Here is a 16,439-nt window from a genome sequence, read left to right as displayed (position 1 = left end):
ACGTTTAACCAAAGACTAGCACGGGTACGGCGAGAGGGCGATTGACTAAATTTCGCCCGTAATGGACTATATTTCGATATATGAAACCCAGGCGACACCAGACATGACTCAAACCTCGCAGTGGCCGGTGCCCAAAGACAGCATTCGATATGTGGTACCTGAGCCAATCATTCGGCTCCTAGCCAGCCACCCACTTACCCGGGACCTATACCCCCTGGCCTTCGGCCACTACCGCCGGGCCATGGGCCATCACATGCACCGGGAACACCACCACGACAATCTTTTGATTTACTGCACCGAAGGCAAGGCATTCCTGAATGTCCGGGGCGAGCCCTACACCGTGGAAGCCGGTGACCTGCTGCTTCTGCCGGCGGGAGCCAGCCACCGCTATACCGCTGATCCAGACAATCCCTGGACCATTCACTGGGTTCATTACACGGGGCCACTGGCGGAGGATTTCCGCCATTACATGGGGTTTGACGACCCAACCCGCATTCGCCACCTGGGGCGCCAGCCACGCCTGCTGGTGGACTTTAACGGCCTGTTATCGGTACGCCAGACCGGTTTCCGGGCTCGCGGGCTGATCCACGCCGCCAACCGGCTCCGGCAACTAATGGCAGCAGTCCCAATCAACGCGGATGAGACCGGTCATGAGCGGCAGGCGGAACTGGAAACCATCCACAACTATATGCGTGAACACCTGGACGAACGCATCAGCCTGGAGCAGCTTGCAGACCTTGCCGGCCTGTCCCCGGCCCATTTCGCCACCCGTTACCGGGAGCAGACCGGCACCTCCCCTATCCGGCACTTCCTGCACCTGAAAGTGGAACGGGCCTGCCAGATGCTGGACACCAGCAGCCTGAGCTTTGCCGACATCAGCCGGCGCCTCGGGTACGACGACGCCTATTATTTTTCCCGGCTTTTCAAAAAGGTTATGGGCCAGTCACCCCGGGATTACCGGCATACCGCGCGGCACTGACCGGGCACTCCGGGCCAGATTGAAACCTGCCGCCTGCTACGACTTTTGTTGCAGAAGCCAAAGGGTTAGTCTTGGCCGATAAATGGATAGAAAGAGTGAGCCCATGGCCATGTACAGGATTGAAATTGATGAAACCTTTGACCTGCCCCGAAGAAAGGTGTTTGCCCTGTTTGCCGATCACCATCGTTTTGGCAAACTTCTGGGTGCGCCGGCCAAACGCATCAGGGACAGCCACCAGGCCGACCCGAATGGCATCGGCTCGGTCCGCAAGATTGGCATCGGGCCGGTAGGCCTGGAAGAGACAGTCACCAATTTCGAGCCGGATTCATTGATTGAGTACACCATCACCAGTATGAGCCCGATCCGGAATCATCTGGGGCGGATCCGGTTTGAGGACACGCCGGAAGGCAAGACCCGGGTGAACTACACCATCTCTTTTGACGACATTGTGCCGTTTACCGGAAAAGTGGTGCGTACGGCCCTTGAACAGGGCATTCGCCGCGGAATCAAACGGGTACCCCGGTTGGCCTGAAGGCCGGCGACAACAAATCGTCACTTGAGAAATCGTCACTTGAGAAATCGTCACTTGAGGGATGTCAGAGAATTGACCCGCGACAATTATCGCAGGCCGGTTGATCGCGTATAACCTGAAACGGAGTCTCTGCCCGAATCGAAATAACCCTGTCACCAGCCGGCAATGTTGAGTAAAATCCGGCCTTTTCCAGAGAACCAAGAGGCAGCGCATATGGGCAGAGCCTACCAGAACCGTAAAGAGTCCATGGCCAAGACGGCTGCGGCAAAAACCAAGGTCTACAGCAAGTACGGACGCGAGATTTACATGAGCGCCAAATCCGGCGGCACAGACCCGGATGGCAACCTGTCACTTCGTGGCCTGATCGACCGTGCAAAGAAAGACCAGGTACCCTCCCACGTTATCGAGAAGGCAATTGAGAAGGCCCGGGGTGGCGCTGGTGAAGACTACTCCCCTGCCCGCTACGAAGGCTACGGACCGGGCAACTGCATGGTGATTGTGGACTGCCTGACTGACAACCCTAACCGCACCTTTGGCGACGTGCGCCTGGCCTTCACCAAGACCAAGTGCAAGATCGGCACCCCGGGCACCGTTGCCCACATGTTTGATCACAGTGCCATTTTTGCGTTCAAGAGCGATGATGAGGAAGCCGTTCTGGAAGCACTGATGGAAGCGGACGTCGACGTGACCGACATTGAAAACGAGGACGGCCTGATTACGGTTTTCACGCCAAACACGGAATATGCCAAGGCGCGTCAGGCTTTGGTAGACGCAATCGAAGGCATCGACTTTGAGGTGGACGAAATCCAGTTCCTGCCCAAGACCACCACACCGGTGGAAGGCGATGACATCCCCATGTTCGAAAAATTTCTGGATATGCTGAACGAACTGGACGATGTGCAGAATGTATTCCACAACGCCGAGCTGCCGGACCAGTAAGCCAGAGGCTCACGCCATGCAGGAAAACCGCACCGTGCAGCAGAACCCTTCCCCGAACCGCAAGGCGCGGGTGGTGGTCCTGAAAACAGGCAGCACCTACCCTGGCCTCCTGGTGCAATTCGGTGATTTCGACGACTGGTTCCTGCGCGGACTGTTACCGGAGCTGGATATTACTGTCACCAATGTGGAAGCCGACGAGCTACCCGGAAGCCCTGAAGACTGGGATGGCATTGTGGTGACAGGTTCCCCCGCCATGGTGAGTGACCGGGCCGATTGGAGCGAAAATACCGGGGCCTGGCTGGCACGGGCGGTTGCCGGTGAAATCCCGGTACTCGGAGTCTGCTACGGGCATCAGCTGCTGGCCCATGCATTGGGCGGCGAAGTGGGGTATCACCCGAAAGGCCGGGAGACCGGCACCCATCAGGTTGAGCTGCTTCCCGAAGCCGACTCAGACACCCTGTTCCGGGGACTGCCGGCGATTTTCCCGGCCCAGTTGACGCACCGGCAGTCGGTACTGCGCTTACCCGCCGGCGCGGTGTTGCTGGGACGCAACGGTTTCGAGCCTAACCAGGCGTTCAGAATCGGCCCCTGCGCCTGGGGTGTGCAGTTCCATCCAGAGTTCACGGATACCGTCATGAGCGCCTACCTGGAAGTACAGGCGCCGGACCTGACCCGGGAAGGGCTTGATGCGCAAGCACTGATTGCCGGTGTGAGCCCCGCTCCGGACGCATCCTCGCTTCTCCCTCGTTTTTCAAGGCTGGTTATCAAACGAGCCCGGTAATATCCGGCCGGCATTTTTCGTCAGTCGAGGATATAGGCCGTCTTTTCCATCGCCTGCTCTTCTTCATCAATGAAGCGGAACTCATTCCAGCCGATACGCACCCTATCGTTACTGTTCAGCCGCTGCCGGCCCTCAATCCGCAATTCGTTGACAAAGGTACCATTGGTGCTGTTGCTGTCGGTAATGTAGTAATCCACGGCGTCTTCGAGATAGGCATTGGGTACCGCTTCAATCAGCGCGTGCTGGCCACTCACCGAGATTTCATCAATCCGGATGTCACTATCCGGGCGGCGGCCAAGGCGGGTTTCCGGCTGCCCGAGTTCAAAGGTGTTGACCACCACGTTGTCCACCAGTTGCGAAAGCGAAGCCATGTCAGTTTCCTCAATACTCCAACGTCAGTAATACCACAGACACGTTATCGCCGGCCTCGTTTGCCAGGCCGGCTTCAACAAGAGCCTGAACCCTGCGCTCCATGCCGTCACTGTCCCTCAAAATCTCAAGCCACTGTGCTTCCGGGACAGAATGGGTCAACCCGTCGGAACACAGCAACAGCACATCACCTTTTTCCAAAGACTCAACCCGGTAACTGGGCTGCACCTGCTCAACTGTACCCACCGCACGGGTAAGTACATTTCTAAAAGGTACATTGGGAACGTCGGCCTCGGTAATGCTGCCATCTTCCAGCATGTTCTGGACCACGGTATCGTCCCGGGTCAGGCAGACCGCCTGGCCGCCGCGCAGGCAGTAACACCGGGAATCGCCCATGTGGGCAATGTGTGCCTTGTTGTCGATTGCCCAGGCCACCACCAGGGTTGTGCCCATTTTATCGAGCCTCGGATCTTCGGAACGCTGGCTCAGTATCCGTTCATTGGCCAGTGCGAAAGCACGCTCCAGGCTTTCCCTGACTGAGCTGCCGGTTTTGCCGCGCGACGGCCCGGAGATTTCCGGCTCAAGGGCTTCCACAACAGCGTCAACCGCCAGGCGACTGGCAATCTCGCCGCCCTGGTAGCCGCCCATACCGTCGGCAACCACCAGCAGCGCCTGATCACCGCAATCGTTTTCCCGCCAGTCCACCACATCCTGGTTCGATTTCCTGACTGCACCCCGGTGACTCTGGCCTGCAATGCGATATCTCATCAGGACACCTCCTGGCCCGCTTCCCGCACTGCCAGGCGCCGCACGGCCTCGGCCATGGTGGCGGCGCTGGCAAAGCGTTTATCCGGCTCGCGCTGGATGGCCTTGTTGATCAACCGAACCACCCCATTGGGCAACCCGGCATTGAATTCCCGGACACTGCGCGGGCGTTTGTTGAGGATCTGGTAAGTCAGGTTGGCCAGGGTATCGCCCTGATACGGCGTTTCACCGCTCACCAGTTTGTACAGTGTGACCCCCAGACTGTAGATATCAGAAGCGCCAGTTACCTTCTGGCCCTTGAGCTGCTCCGGGGACATGTAGAGCGGGCTACCCATAACGGCGCCGGTGCGGGTCCGCGAGTCGTCGGAAATTTTGGCGATGCCAAAGTCGGTAATCTTTATGTCGCCGGTATCCGGGTTGAAAATGATGTTCCCCGGCTTGACGTCCCGATGGACAATTTTCTGGCTATGGGCATAGGCCAGGGCATCAGCAACCCGGGCAATAATATCCAGTACCCGGGGCAACGGCAGCAACCTGCCGGGCTTGCCGAATTCACTGAGCGGCCGGCCCCTGGCGTAATCCATGGCAATATAGGCAAGGTCTGCCTCCTCCCCAACATCATACACCGTTACGATGGCCGGGTGGCTCAGACGACCCGCCGCTTCGGCTTCCCGGAAGAAACGTTCCTTCAGATCCTGAAGCAGGGCATCATCAAACGCCTGATAGCTCAGGGTCTTGATGGCAACGGTGCGGGCAATTTTCGGATCCTTGCCGAGATAGACCACGCCCATGGCACCCCGGCCGATCTCTCGCTCGATTTCATAGCGCCCCAGGGTCGGCCGACTCACCGTGGGTTCCGGTATCAACAGGGTGCGGTTGTTGTCGAAGCTGCCGGTTTGCACCACTGAGGCATCCGGCGACAATTTCTCCAGTGCCGCCAGGCGAGCGGCGGTATCCCGGAAATTCTTCCTGCGCTCCCGGATGCTGCGGTAAGTGTTTACAGCTTTCTCATACTGGCGCTTGCGTTCCTGGTGGATGGCGATGTCGTAACGCAGCTCCAGAGCCCCCTCGCAGGGCGGGCAGTGATTGAGTGCCTCAAGGGCATCGTCGGTGTGGCCCTGCTGCAGGAGCAGTCCGGCCAACCGGAGGCGGGCTTCGCGAACGCTGTCTGTCAGTGCGCGGATGCGATTGTGGGGCTGAAGCCAGAACAGCATCACCACAAAACCGACCACCAGCAAGGTCAGCACTTCCCCCAGGGGCACCCAGGCATTGCGATAAAACATCAGCGCCGCCTGTAAAACCACCAGGGAACCGCCAAGCAGCAGAGTGACAGGCAGGGAAACGGCGGCGCCCATCACCGGGACAGCAAGCGTCAGAAAGAGTGCCGTAACGGCCAGCCCGGCAGTAACCGTACCATCCGCCCACAGAGGCTCCGCCAGCCCCCGGTCAGCCAGCGCGTTATGAAGACTGCCCTGTGACACAATGGTGGTGGGGCTGGCACCCTCTGGCACCCCGAGAATGCTGAACAGCACCCTATCGGCCCAGCTAACAAGCGCCAGCTGGTCTCCGGCCAGGGCAAACACCACGGCAGCCAAAAGAACAACGGCCCGCAGACTGAACAGGCGCGGCATGAATGAAATGATGGCGTTCACAGGCAACTTTGTTATAAATGATTGATCTGCCTAGTTTAGAAAGCGTTGGTGTCGGGCGATACAACGACAGGGGTGTTTTTTGTAAGTGTTTGTTTACCTGAGAGGAAGGTCACGTATGGTAATTTCGTCTTTTCACTCAAGGATGATGGAATTACCGGTATGACACTGAAGCTGCTTTTACCCCTGTTACTGCTCGCGCTGACTGGAATCGGGCTCTACCACACCCACAAACCCTTGCCTCAGGGCATCAGTTATCGGGGTGAAGCCCTGCCGCTGGAAGATCCTGTCCTGCTGACCGATGTCACCCGTCACTACACGGACGGTCACGAAGAGAAAGACCACGAAATCTTCAACGACGTGTTCCGGCTGATCGGGCAGGCCGAAGAGTTCATTCTTGTCGACATGTTCCTGTTCAACAGCACCAAACCGGAAGGTGTCGTTCACCGGCCCCTGGCACAGCAGCTGACCGAAGCCCTGCTGGCCCGGAAGTCGGAAAAACCGGGGCTGTCTGTGATCGTTATTTCCGATCCACTGAACACCATGTATGGCGGGACAACGTCACCCTGGTTTGAAGCCTTGCGTAAGGCCGACATTCCCGTTGTTGAAACAGCGCTTCGTCCCCTCAGGGACAGCAACCCCACCTGGTCTTCAGTCTGGCGGCTTTGTTGCCAGTGGTTCGGTAACAATCCGAAAGGGGCCTGGCTGGACAATGCCCTGGGCAACAAGCCAGTCACGGTTCGAAGCTACCTTTCGCTGCTGAACTTCAAGGCCAATCACCGCAAACTTGTGGTGGCCGATGAGGCCGGCTCCCTGAGAGCTCTCGTGACCTCAGCCAACCCGCATGACGGCAGCAGCCGCCACAGCAACGTCGGGCTGAGCTTCAAAGGGCCCGCCGTGGCCGATGTGTTGCGAAGTGAACGGGCAGTGCTGGCCATGTCTGGTGCCGACACAGAATCCCTTGATAACTGGATCAGCCGGGTTGAAGAAGCGCCTGAATCCGGAGAAGGTAAAAAGGACAAAGTGGCGGTACTGACCGAATCGGCCATACTCGACCAGGCTTTGGAAATGATTCGCGGGGCCGCGGACGGAGACCAGCTGGATCTGGCGATGTTCTACCTGTCACACCGGCGGATTGTCGGGGCGCTGATCAGGGCCTCGGAACGTGGCGCACAGCTTCGGATTTTGCTTGATGCCAACAACGAGGCCTTTGGTCTTCAGAAAAGTGGTATTCCCAACCGGCAGGTGGCCATGGAACTGGTCCGGGCAGGTATTCCTGTACGTTGGTGTAATACCCGGGGTGAGCAATGCCACAGTAAGCTGTTGATGTTGGCGAAGGAGAGTGGGACAACCGGGATATTGCTGGGGTCCGCCAATTTTACCCGCCGCAATCTGGATGACCTGAACCTGGAAACCGACCTGTGGATCTCGGTTGCGGCCCAGTCTTCGGTTGCAATGAAAGCAAGAGCGTTCTTCGACCAGCAATGGCACAAAGGCCCCGGCGACGAGCCGGTTATGAGCCTGCCTTATGAGCGCTGGGCCGACGAATCAACGCTGCGCTACTGGCGTTACCGGATTATGGAAGCGACCGGCCTGTCGACCTTCTGAACATGAGGGACAAGCCCCATGCTCACCCGGTCAGCTATACTGCATTGGCCTGAACGGAAACTTGAAGTAGCCAACAAACAGGAGTGAACCATGTCAGGAATTCGCAAGCATCTGAGGTATGTTTCTTTTTTCATGGCCATGATGATGGCCCTTGGCTCTGTCTGGTCGGCCACCGCATCCGCCGGGATGGTAGGAACCGGCGAGATGATTGGCGAACAACAGGTCCAGCTGGACAGACAACAGCTGATCGATATGCTTGAGAATCAGGAAGTCCAGGACAAACTGGCAGATCTGGGCGTAAGCCAGGACCAGGTCAAGGAACGTATTCAGAACCTCACGCCGGCGGAACTGGCGGATTTTGAACGTCAGCTTGCCGAAGCCCCTGCGGGTCAGGGTGTGGTTGGCATTATTGTGCTGTTTCTGCTGGTCTTCATTATCACCGATATGTTGTGCGCCACTAACATCTTCCCATTCGTGAACTGCATCCGATAGCGTCGGTCCGTGGCAGTCATTTTGCAACGGGAGAGGGCCGCGTCAGTCAGGCTGACCCTGTTTTTACTGGTCGGCCTCCTGGCCGGTTGCGCCAGCGCCCCGAAATGGCCGGGCCCGGACACCGGAACAGACCGCCCTTCTCTGCCAGATCAGGTGATTCTGGAGGATGTCCCATTTTTTCCTCAGGAAAAGTACCAATGCGGTCCGGCCTCACTGGCCATGACGCTGAACAGCCAGGGTCTTACGACCGATCCGGAAGTTCTCAAAGAACTGGTTTACATCCCCGGCCGGGAAGGTTCCCTGCAGGTTGAGATGGTCGCCGGTGCTCGGTCCCACGGGATGCTGGTCTATCCGCTGGACGGCGAGCTTGAGAGCATGCTGGCAGAACTGGCGGCGGGTAACCCGGTGCTGGTTATGCAGAATCTGAGATTTGACTGGTGGCCCCAGTGGCACTTCGCGGTTGTGATCGGTTACGACGCGGAGCGAAGGGATCTGATTCTTCATACCGATACCCGCGAACGCCAGCGCGTGGCCCTGGAAGTGTTTACCAACACCTGGGGGCGGGCCGACAACTGGTCTGTGGTGATTCTGCCTCCCGATCAGGTTCCGGCAACCGCGAAACCACTGCGGTTTCTCCAGTCAGCCCACGATCTGGAGACAACCGGGCGAACCACTGCCGCGGCGATTGCGTACAAGACTGCGGAAACCACCTGGCCTGACCAACCAGCCGCCATCATGGCCAGAGGCAATCTGGCCTGGCAGATGGGCAGGCATACCGAGGCGGCAGGGCATTTCCTCCGCACGGTTAACCGTTTCCCGGAGTTCGCCGGAGGCTGGAACAACCTCGCCTTTGCCCTGGAAGAGACAAGTTGCCCGGTAACCGCCACCAAGGCCGCCCGCTGCGCCGCTGCCCTGGCACCGGAACGCTTTGGCAATTCAATATTGCTCCGATCAAACCCGGTAACGGCACCGAAAGACTGCCCGACATTACCGGAGTGTCCCCGGGAAGCGCCCTAGTGTCCCGTCTGGCTGCCCCTCCTGAAAAGCACCACGTCCTTTCTCGGGATCTCCATAACCCAGCCAAATTTTTCAGCCAGCAATGCCAGGGTGGACTCACGGTAGAACACAACATGGGTGGGGTCGCGGCGATAATGCCAGTTGTCGAACCGGTCGTCGTCGGTCTGGAAACAGGTCATCACCCCCAGCCAGCCACCCGGTTTGAGCAATTGATCGAGTTGCCGGAACACCTCCGCTGGCTCGTACAGATGCTCCACCACCTCGGTACAGGTTATGAAGTCATAGGTACGGGACAAGGCTGTTTGCGAGGGGTAAAAGCAGGGATCATAGAGGCTGACAACCATGCCTTCGGCCTCCAGCATCCTTGCCAGGGCCGGGCCGGGCCCACAGCCGAAGTCCAGCCCGGTGGCGCCCGGTGGCAGGCGCTCCAGCAGCGGGTCTGCCAGCTTTGAAAGAAATTTACGATAGCCCGGATCAGACGGGTCGTTATCGTGCAGTCGGTAGATATCCCGCTCCTGATCAGGAGAAAGCCGGCACGACTCATCCATCACCGTTGCCTCGCATACCGGGCAGCGGAGATACCGCCGGGTCTTCACCACCCGGAATTCCACAAGGCTGCCCTGCTCACAAACCGGACAAAGATTCATGCCACTACCCCGGATCAAGCCGCGGCCGGGCTTCAGTCAGAGTTTAAAACGTTATACCATAACATTTTAGTCACCGGGACGCTCCTTCTTCAGGAAAACGCTGACCGCTTTATCCGACATCAGCGCATGGGCGAGTGCCGGATACGGCAGATAGTGAAGAAACAGTGTGGCGAGGGTTACTGCATCCATTCCTCCATCAAGGAACATCCAGGCGCCGAAAGCAAGAAACAGCGCACCCAGAAAACCGCCATAAAGCCACAGAGCCCGTGAACGCTCCCCGGCCATAGGCAGCCGCTCCAGGGTGCGCGCCACTGAAAAGCTCATGTAGACCGCAATCAGTGCTGCAATCACCAGGGAGGCAATCAAACCCGTAAATCCGATCAGGTACCGGAACAGATAGTTGGCGAGAAAGAACAGGGCAATGCAGGTTACAGCAACGATGGTTATGCGTGTCTTTTCCATGGCGGCTCTGAATTGGTTGGATTTATGGGTAGCCCCGCAAAGAATGGCAGAGACGCCCTGAAAGAACCACCCCCTGCTGCGACCCGTGTTCCAGCCTGATATGATGCCTCCCATTCTAACCGGCAACCGGAAAACCGATGACCACTGGCAAGTCCACCCGTCTCAATAAATACATCAGCGAAAGCGGCATGTGCTCCCGCAGGGAAGCCGATCGTTATATTGATCAGGGCAACGTATACATCAATGGCACGCGTGCCACGGTAGGGGATCAGGTGCTGCCCGGGGATACGGTCAGGGTTAATGGCCAGGTGATTGAACCGCGGTCCGAAGAGGATCTGGTCTTTATTGCCCTGAACAAGCCCGTGGGCATCGTCAGCACCACCGACAGCGCCGAGAAACACAACATTCAGCGGTTTGTCGGCCACAGCGAACGCATCTTTCCGATCGGGCGGCTGGACAAGGACTCCCAGGGGCTGATCTTCATGACCAGCAATGGTGATCTGGTCAACAAGATCCTGCGGGCCGGAAACAACCATGAAAAGGAATACCTGGTTACGGTCGACAAGCCGGTGACCCGGGAGTTCGTTGAGGGTATGGCCAACGGGGTGCCGATCCTGGGAACTGTCACAAAAAAGTGCCAGGTGTCCAGTGAATCCCGGTTCGTATTCCGCATTACCCTGGTTCAGGGCCTCAACCGCCAGATTCGCCGCATGTGCGAGCACTTCGGTTATGAGGTAACCAGGCTGGAGCGCATCCGGATCATGAACGTCAGCCTGAAGGGGCTGGCTGTGGGCCAGTGGCGCAATCTGACGGAGAAAGAACTGGCCGGACTGTTTGATGCCATCCGGGACTCCTCCTCAGAGGCCCCGCCCCAGCCCGGAAAACCTGCGAAAAAGAAGCCTGCTGCAAAGCCAAAGCATCGTCCCAAAGCCAAACCGGGTGGGCCCGGCGGTTCCCAAAGGCCGGGACCGAAAGGTAAGCCTGCGTCGGGCAAACGCCCCAAGGCCGGAAAACCCCGGCAAAAGAGTGTTAAACGGTAATTCTGGCCCGGCACTCAGAGCGCAAGGCTACTTTTTCACCCACTTGCCATTAACCTGAATGTACTGGCCACCCGGCGTTTTATCGATGGCCTTCTTCCCGGCAACGGTTTCAACCTGGGTGACCGGGATACTGTGCTTCTCGGCAATGCGCTTGTACTCATCCCGGCGGGCACTGTTGATCGCCTCAACCACCTCCCTGGCCTGGCCTTCGGCACGAACCACCTCCAGGTAGCCCGTCGGCGTTTCTCCAACCAGTCCCTGCTGCTTGACGGTATCCAGTTTCTGTTTGGCCTCATCCAGCCCCATGGCGAACACGGACAGACTGACACCAACCGCCAGAACCAAGGCACACATCTGTATGAATCGTTTCATCTTCAACCCCTTAAGCTATCCGGATCCGGTCAGAACAACCCTTTTTCGCTGAACAGGTCATCCACTTCCTTGTCTACTTTTATATAGATTTCGTGCTCGATTTTCACGTTCAGGTTCACCGTAATCGGTTCTTTGGGTGCCGCCATCTGCACCGTTGGCGTGCAGGCAATCATTGCCAGCGGCAACGTCAATATCATCAGTACTCTTGCCAAAACCGACCCTGTTGGCCGCAACGATTTTTTCATGGCACTGCCTCCTTGCCGGACTCTTGCAACAGCTTCCGGACCCGTTCTGTAACGGCTTCGTTTACCCTGCCACTCAACTGCAGGCTGGTCAGCAGCGCGGGAATGTCTTCCTCAAGGTTCACGTTAAGTACAACCGGCTGCCCACCCCTGAGTTCCGGATTCTTTCCCTCGAGGCGAAGATCCAGCGTCAACTTCCCCCTTTCATCGTAGTCTATCGTGCTGTCCAGCACCGAATAGTGAAAGTTTTGCAAGGCTTGAACGACCACATCCATGGCCTGGTTGCCACCCAGCATGGCCTGCAGTTTCTCGCCGGGCAGCCGCAACCGACCGCCCGGCGCCTCCGCTGAAATGCGACCTTTCGCCACCTGAACACCGTCGCTACTGAAGCCTATGGGAATACGGCCACTGAGCAAACCACTGCCCTCAAGGCCCTCTGCAGGGTAAGCCTTCATCAATCTGTCCAGAGAAATATCCTGAACCTCCACGGGTATCCCGCCAGAGCTGTCTTCCAGATCATAGACGCCCGGAGGTATTCTGAGTGCCCCCTCGAGGAACCGGGCCCTCGCCTGCTGTACCTCCAGCTGGCCTTCCAGCCTATTGGTAACTGGCGCAATGTAGTCACCGGTAAAGCGAATGGAGGTTACCGGGATACCAGGATTCACCTGCTCAACGGTGAGATCCCGGAACCCGGCGGTCAACCGGTCATCTTCCAGGGAGGCAAGTACCCGTCCGCTCAGCCCGGAGAAAGCGGTTCGGTTGAACACCCCGGTGACATTCTCCAGGTTGGAGCTGCCGCTCGCTTCCAGTTCACCATCCGGGTTCAGACGAACCTGTGCCGACACCCCGGCAATGCCTGAATCCACTGCCAGCAGCTCCGGCCAGCCGGCAAAAGTTCCGGCCAGGGCGCGAACCCCCTGTTGCCCCTCGATAACGGAATCGACCAAAACCGAGACCCCGCCACCCGGATTGAGCTGAATCGTGAGGTCGGCCTTCAGCCCCGCGCTGGATGAAAGCGTGCCCTGAATCCGGAGGTCAGCCAGACGGCCCTGCACCCTGCCCTGGAAACTCCACGCCTGCGGCACCATGAATGGGTGTTCAATCCGGGTTGCCTCGATCTTCACCTCGCCTTTGATGGCGATCCGCTCGGTCCAGGCACTCGATGCGCCATAATCGAGCGTAAGCGTGACATTGCTGATATCGGTTCGGAGATCCTGTAGCAGCAGGGGCTGCTCCGAACCGGTGTACGCCAGCCGTTCGGTAAGAACCAGGGATGGGGGGGTGAACTGGATAACCGCCGACCCACCACTGGCGTTGACCGAGGGCATGATATGGGCCTGACTCCCTGCCACTTCCCAGCCGCCATGGTGGATATCCGGCAACGCCATGCCGACCTTTCCCTGCCCGACCACCAGCGACCAGCCCGCGGCAACGGCTGGCAAGGCCAACGCGATCCAGCCGACCAGACGGACCCGCCGGATCCTGCGGCTCGGCTTTCCAGACCCTTCAGCGTGCAAAACGACACTCCTGTCTACTCGGTCTACTCACCACGCCAGGTCACGCTGTAGAGGTCGTGACGACGATCCTGAAGATTTTTCACGGTTCCACTGTTTCGGGCCGTGATCAGCACCTCCGGCCGGAGATCGGCGAAGGCCACTGTTTCAACATTGGGTTCCGTGTCTGCGGCGATACCGTCCCGGGCAAACGGAAAATCACAGGGGGTAAGAATACAGCTCTGGCCATACTGGATTTCCATATTCGGCACCTTGGGCAGGTTGCCAACGTTACCGGACATCACCACGTACACCTGGTTTTCCACCGCCCTGGCCTGACAGCAGTAACGCACCCTCAGGTAGCTCTGGCGTTCGTCGGTACAGAAGGGCACAAAGATGATATGAACGCCCTGATCCACCAGATGGCGGGTCAGTTCCGGAAACTCCGCGTCATAACAGATCAGAACTCCGATGGTACCGCAGTCGGTCTCGATGGCGCTGACCCGGTTGCCACCCTGCACGTTCCACCAGAAGGCCTCGTTCGGGGTCGGGTGAATCTTGGGCTGGGTAAAAACCTGGCCATCCCTGAGGAACACATGGGCCATGTTCCGAATGGTGCCGTCTTCCTCACGCACCGGAGTGGAGCCGGCCACAATGTTGATGTTGTATCGCAGGGCCAGGTCCCGCATCAGTTCCCGGTAGCGCTCTGCGTAATGGGTGACCGCCGCGAAGGTTTCCGCCGGGCTGCCCTTGCGGGCCTCAATCGATAGCAACTGGAGAGTAAACAGTTCCGGAAACACCACAAAATCGCCCTTGTAGGTGGATACAACATCGACGAAATAACGGACAATCTCGCTGAATTCGTCAAATGATCCCACCGGCCGTTGCTGATACTGAACCGTGCCAATACGCACTGTATCCCGCATTCGGTGGCCATAGCGTTTGCGCCGCTCGCTGTTTTCGATCCGCGGTACTTTCGGGTTGCGCCAGACCAGATGAATGCCGTAGCCCATGGAATCGTGATCGGCGTCCAGATAATGGGGAATGATGTCGTGCACTTCGAAGCCCTGATGGAGCTGAAAGGACAGCACCGGGTCCTTCTGCTCCTTACCCTTGATGGCCTCGACGTAGGCCTCAACACTGCCGAACTTTTTCAGGCGCTGGCGCAGGCTTGGCAGGCGCCCGGCAAATACCACACCCTGCAGGTTCAAGGCCTGGCACAGTTGCTTGCGCTCGTTGTACAGCCGCTCGCCGATGCGATATCCCCGACACTCCGGGTCAACACACACCTCCATGCCGTACAGCCAATCACCCTCGGGATCATGCCGTGAGGCGTAACCATTGCCGGTTATGGAGGTCCAGTCATGAGGCGCCAGCGCCACTTCTTCGGCAATACGGAACGTGGCGCAGTAACCCACCACGGTGTCACCCAGCATGGCAACGAACTGGCCGTCCGGGAAGGTGTTGATCTGACCGGTCAGCGGCCCCTTGGTGTAACCATACATACCGGTGCCTTCGTAGACACGGTGACTGAGCTCAATGATGCCCGGAATATCCGCCAGCGTGGCATTGCGGACGTACAGGCGCTGATCCGGGTCGGAAAATGGCGGGCACATAGACACCTCGAAAAAGGCGTTGATTTGCCCTCATCTTTGGTGGCCTAACGGGATTTCGTCAAGGGAAATCGGTTAATCGGAGCCCTGAAGGGGAAAGCGTTCGACCACGCTGTACATGGAACCGGCCGAGCCCTGTTTGCTTTCAAACAGCGCGAACTGGTTAACCGGAAACTGCCCGAAAACCGATTCACCATGCTGCGCCAGCAAGTTCCCGACAGACCCGGGCGGCCGTTTAAACCTAGCCAGCGTGATGTGGGGACGAAATGCCCGGCTCTCCGCTGTGAATCCAAGGCTCTCCATTCGGCCTTTGAGCGCATCATGCAGCCCGGCGACGGGGGCCGCGGGCTGCACCCCCACCCAGAGGTTTCGCGGGCTGCGAGGTTGACCGAAGCAGCCAAGACCGACGACATCCAGCTCAAAAGCTGCCACCGGAATATCGCGAGCCGCGGCGCGCACAGCCGCAACGTTTTGCTCTTCCGTGCGCCCCAGGAACAGCAAGGTGATGTGCAATTGCTCAGAACTTTGCCATTTGGCATTTGAGACCGGTGCCTTTACCTCCAGCAACCGCTGCCTGATGGCAGCGGGGACCTCCAGCCCGAAGAAAAGCCGGGGCATGGCTTCACTCCTCATAGATCAGCCTGCGCACCACAACGCCGTCTGCCACAAAGTTCTGGCCGGTAATCAGGGCAACCCGTCCCGATTGACTCATATTAACCTCCGTTTTACCCAGCGTCTGAATTTACTCACCCAGGGGCGTTGGCCTGACCAGAATCTCGTTCACATCAACATGGGCCGGTTGCGCCACGGCGTACATCACTGCGTTGGCAATGTCCTCCGGCTTCAGGGCGTGAGCCGGCGGCTCGTCGAAGAATGGCGTATCCACCATGCCAGGCTCAATGAGCGTGACACGGATGCCAGAGCCACGAAGCTCTTCACGAACGCCGTAGCCGATAGCGGAAACCGCCCACTTGGTGGCACTGTACATGGAACCGGGGATCGTAACACGACCGGCTGCAGAGCCGGTCAGAAGCAGGTGCCCCTTGCTTTCCCGCAGCGCCGGCAGGCAGTGCTGAAGGGTCAGGCCGACCCCGTAGATATTGGTCAGGATCATATCCTTCCACACCTCCGGATCAGCCCGGCTGAATCCTCCGGGTTCGCCGCCACGGCCGGCGTTGGCGAAGACGGCATCAATGCGGCCGAAAGTCTTAAGGGCGTGATCGACCATATTCTTCTGGTCGTCGCCATTCTGCACGTCGCATTGCACCGTTAGCACTTGTGCTTCGCCACCAAGCTCCTGCTGCAGACCTTTCAGTTTGTCTTCGGAGCGGGCCGCCAATACCAGGCGATACCCCTGTTTCGCCGCTGCACGGGCCGTTTCTGCACCAATGCCCGATGAGGCGCCGGTAATCAGCATTACAGGTTGATCTGCCATAGCT

Annotated in this window: 19 protein-coding genes; 8 read left to right on the top strand and 11 right to left on the bottom strand. The window is 58.4% G+C overall.

Annotated features, from left to right (window positions below; translation table 11 throughout):
- The first annotated feature begins 103 nt into the window (after positions 1-103).
- From NLK58_RS19105 to NLK58_RS19090, 4 genes are all read left to right on the top strand, one after another.
- Entirely contained in the window at positions 104-979 is an 876-nt protein-coding gene (locus tag NLK58_RS19105; protein ID WP_117619885.1) for an AraC family transcriptional regulator, read from the top strand.
- A gap of 103 nt (positions 980-1,082) precedes the next feature.
- Positions 1,083-1,511, top strand: a complete 429-nt coding sequence (locus tag NLK58_RS19100) for an SRPBCC family protein (RefSeq protein WP_117619884.1) — start codon at positions 1,083-1,085, stop codon at positions 1,509-1,511.
- A 213-nt stretch (positions 1,512-1,724) separates the two neighbouring features.
- A complete protein-coding gene (locus NLK58_RS19095) occupies positions 1,725-2,450 on the top strand; it encodes a YebC/PmpR family DNA-binding transcriptional regulator (protein WP_117619883.1) in 726 nt (241 codons plus the stop codon).
- A 16-nt stretch (positions 2,451-2,466) separates the two neighbouring features.
- Positions 2,467-3,231 carry a glutamine amidotransferase gene (locus NLK58_RS19090; RefSeq protein ID WP_341582828.1) on the top strand — a complete coding sequence of 255 codons (765 nt, stop codon included), beginning with the start codon at positions 2,467-2,469 and terminating at the stop codon, positions 3,229-3,231.
- A 20-nt stretch (positions 3,232-3,251) separates the two neighbouring features.
- On the opposite strand, the gene NLK58_RS19085 is transcribed toward NLK58_RS19090, so the two are convergent.
- Genes NLK58_RS19085 through NLK58_RS19075 form a run of 3 tightly spaced genes read right to left on the bottom strand, consistent with a single transcriptional unit; the run spans position 3,252 to position 6,017 of the window.
- A complete protein-coding gene (locus NLK58_RS19085; RefSeq protein WP_117619881.1) occupies positions 3,252-3,602 on the bottom strand; it encodes an FHA domain-containing protein in 351 nt (116 codons plus the stop codon).
- Between the two features lie 10 nt (positions 3,603-3,612).
- Positions 3,613-4,368: a Stp1/IreP family PP2C-type Ser/Thr phosphatase gene (locus NLK58_RS19080; RefSeq protein ID WP_341581482.1), complete on the bottom strand. Its 756-nt coding sequence runs from the start codon at positions 4,366-4,368 to the stop codon at positions 3,613-3,615.
- Positions 4,368-6,017, bottom strand: a complete 1,650-nt coding sequence (locus NLK58_RS19075; protein ID WP_341581481.1) for a serine/threonine-protein kinase — start codon at positions 6,015-6,017, stop codon at positions 4,368-4,370. Before NLK58_RS19075 ends, NLK58_RS19080 begins: the two co-directional genes overlap by 1 nt.
- 159 nt (positions 6,018-6,176) lie before the next feature.
- Between NLK58_RS19075 and NLK58_RS19070 the strand changes: the two genes are divergently transcribed.
- The 3 genes from NLK58_RS19070 to NLK58_RS19060 all read left to right on the top strand — a co-directional run bounded on the left by NLK58_RS19070 (position 6,177) and on the right by NLK58_RS19060 (position 9,131).
- The gene (locus NLK58_RS19070) at positions 6,177-7,622 is read left to right on the top strand and encodes a phospholipase D family protein (RefSeq protein WP_341581480.1); all 1,446 of its coding nucleotides are present in this window, start codon (positions 6,177-6,179) and stop codon (positions 7,620-7,622) included.
- Between the two features lie 132 nt (positions 7,623-7,754).
- Positions 7,755-8,114: a PA2779 family protein gene (locus NLK58_RS19065; RefSeq protein ID WP_227539564.1), complete on the top strand. Its 360-nt coding sequence runs from the start codon at positions 7,755-7,757 to the stop codon at positions 8,112-8,114.
- A 9-nt stretch (positions 8,115-8,123) separates the two neighbouring features.
- The gene (locus tag NLK58_RS19060) at positions 8,124-9,131 is read left to right on the top strand and encodes a PA2778 family cysteine peptidase (RefSeq protein ID WP_227539349.1); all 1,008 of its coding nucleotides are present in this window, start codon (positions 8,124-8,126) and stop codon (positions 9,129-9,131) included.
- Here the strand turns inward: NLK58_RS19060 and NLK58_RS19055 are convergent.
- Together NLK58_RS19055 and NLK58_RS19050 are read right to left on the bottom strand one after the other, a co-directional pair.
- Positions 9,128-9,778 carry a class I SAM-dependent methyltransferase gene (locus NLK58_RS19055; RefSeq protein ID WP_117619876.1) on the bottom strand — a complete coding sequence of 217 codons (651 nt, stop codon included), beginning with the start codon at positions 9,776-9,778 and terminating at the stop codon, positions 9,128-9,130. The genes NLK58_RS19060 and NLK58_RS19055 overlap by 4 nt on opposite strands.
- A 66-nt stretch (positions 9,779-9,844) precedes the next feature.
- Positions 9,845-10,240: a hypothetical protein gene (locus NLK58_RS19050; RefSeq protein WP_341581479.1), complete on the bottom strand. Its 396-nt coding sequence runs from the start codon at positions 10,238-10,240 to the stop codon at positions 9,845-9,847.
- A gap of 137 nt (positions 10,241-10,377) precedes the next feature.
- On the opposite strand from NLK58_RS19050, the gene rluF reads away from it, so the two are divergent.
- Complete coding sequence (rluF, locus tag NLK58_RS19045) at positions 10,378-11,280, top strand: 23S rRNA pseudouridine(2604) synthase RluF (RefSeq protein WP_117619875.1); 903 nt, start codon at positions 10,378-10,380, stop codon at positions 11,278-11,280.
- A gap of 27 nt (positions 11,281-11,307) precedes the next feature.
- Here rluF and NLK58_RS19040 read toward each other — a convergent pair whose 3' ends face one another.
- The 6 genes from NLK58_RS19040 to NLK58_RS19015 all read right to left on the bottom strand — a co-directional run bounded on the left by NLK58_RS19040 (position 11,308) and on the right by NLK58_RS19015 (position 16,435).
- Entirely contained in the window at positions 11,308-11,652 is a 345-nt protein-coding gene (locus NLK58_RS19040) for a YdbL family protein (RefSeq protein ID WP_117619874.1), read from the bottom strand.
- 29 nt (positions 11,653-11,681) lie between these two features.
- Positions 11,682-11,897, bottom strand: coding sequence for a YnbE family lipoprotein (locus tag NLK58_RS19035; RefSeq protein WP_264756454.1), 216 nt, complete (start codon positions 11,895-11,897; stop codon positions 11,682-11,684).
- Entirely contained in the window at positions 11,894-13,411 is a 1,518-nt protein-coding gene (locus NLK58_RS19030) for a YdbH domain-containing protein (RefSeq protein ID WP_227539348.1), read from the bottom strand. The genes NLK58_RS19035 and NLK58_RS19030 overlap by 4 nt, the downstream gene beginning before the upstream one ends.
- A 23-nt stretch (positions 13,412-13,434) precedes the next feature.
- Positions 13,435-15,003: a bifunctional GNAT family N-acetyltransferase/carbon-nitrogen hydrolase family protein gene (locus NLK58_RS19025; protein WP_117619873.1), complete on the bottom strand. Its 1,569-nt coding sequence runs from the start codon at positions 15,001-15,003 to the stop codon at positions 13,435-13,437.
- Positions 15,004-15,075: 72 nt separating this feature from the next.
- Complete coding sequence (gene thpR, locus NLK58_RS19020) at positions 15,076-15,618, bottom strand: RNA 2',3'-cyclic phosphodiesterase (protein WP_117619872.1); 543 nt, start codon at positions 15,616-15,618, stop codon at positions 15,076-15,078.
- Between the two features lie 124 nt (positions 15,619-15,742).
- Positions 15,743-16,435 (bottom strand): SDR family oxidoreductase, encoded by a 693-nt coding sequence (locus NLK58_RS19015; RefSeq protein WP_341581478.1) that lies wholly within the window; start codon positions 16,433-16,435, stop codon positions 15,743-15,745.
- Between the last annotated feature and the right edge of the window lie 4 nt (positions 16,436-16,439).

This window comes from Marinobacter metalliresistant (assembly GCF_038098645.1).
GTDB classification, from domain to species: domain Bacteria; phylum Pseudomonadota; class Gammaproteobacteria; order Pseudomonadales; family Oleiphilaceae; genus Marinobacter; species Marinobacter metalliresistant.
The sequence above is the reverse complement of the archived record's forward strand: the minus strand, read 5'-3'. Positions and strand labels throughout refer to the sequence as shown.

What these genes read in the sequence shown, in the direction of transcription:
- NLK58_RS19105 (WP_117619885.1), top strand. Translation starts at nt 104, where the DNA reads ATGACTCAAACCTCGCAGTGGCCGGTGCCCAAAGACAGCATTCGATAT.
- NLK58_RS19100 (WP_117619884.1), top strand. Translation starts at nt 1,083, where the DNA reads ATGGCCATGTACAGGATTGAAATTGATGAAACCTTTGACCTGCCCCGA.
- NLK58_RS19095 (WP_117619883.1), top strand. Translation starts at nt 1,725, where the DNA reads ATGGGCAGAGCCTACCAGAACCGTAAAGAGTCCATGGCCAAGACGGCT.
- NLK58_RS19090 (WP_341582828.1), top strand. Translation starts at nt 2,467, where the DNA reads ATGCAGGAAAACCGCACCGTGCAGCAGAACCCTTCCCCGAACCGCAAG.
- NLK58_RS19085 (WP_117619881.1), bottom strand. Translation starts at nt 3,602, where the DNA reads ATGGCTTCGCTTTCGCAACTGGTGGACAACGTGGTGGTCAACACCTTT.
- NLK58_RS19080 (WP_341581482.1), bottom strand. Translation starts at nt 4,368, where the DNA reads ATGAGATATCGCATTGCAGGCCAGAGTCACCGGGGTGCAGTCAGGAAA.
- NLK58_RS19070 (WP_341581480.1), top strand. Translation starts at nt 6,177, where the DNA reads ATGACACTGAAGCTGCTTTTACCCCTGTTACTGCTCGCGCTGACTGGA.
- NLK58_RS19065 (WP_227539564.1), top strand. Translation starts at nt 7,755, where the DNA reads ATGGCCATGATGATGGCCCTTGGCTCTGTCTGGTCGGCCACCGCATCC.
- NLK58_RS19055 (WP_117619876.1), bottom strand. Translation starts at nt 9,778, where the DNA reads ATGAATCTTTGTCCGGTTTGTGAGCAGGGCAGCCTTGTGGAATTCCGG.
- NLK58_RS19050 (WP_341581479.1), bottom strand. Translation starts at nt 10,240, where the DNA reads ATGGAAAAGACACGCATAACCATCGTTGCTGTAACCTGCATTGCCCTG.
- rluF (WP_117619875.1), top strand. Translation starts at nt 10,378, where the DNA reads ATGACCACTGGCAAGTCCACCCGTCTCAATAAATACATCAGCGAAAGC.
- NLK58_RS19040 (WP_117619874.1), bottom strand. Translation starts at nt 11,652, where the DNA reads ATGAAACGATTCATACAGATGTGTGCCTTGGTTCTGGCGGTTGGTGTC.
- NLK58_RS19035 (WP_264756454.1), bottom strand. Translation starts at nt 11,897, where the DNA reads ATGAAAAAATCGTTGCGGCCAACAGGGTCGGTTTTGGCAAGAGTACTG.
- NLK58_RS19025 (WP_117619873.1), bottom strand. Translation starts at nt 15,003, where the DNA reads ATGTGCCCGCCATTTTCCGACCCGGATCAGCGCCTGTACGTCCGCAAT.
- thpR (WP_117619872.1), bottom strand. Translation starts at nt 15,618, where the DNA reads ATGCCCCGGCTTTTCTTCGGGCTGGAGGTCCCCGCTGCCATCAGGCAG.
- NLK58_RS19015 (WP_341581478.1), bottom strand. Translation starts at nt 16,435, where the DNA reads ATGGCAGATCAACCTGTAATGCTGATTACCGGCGCCTCATCGGGCATT.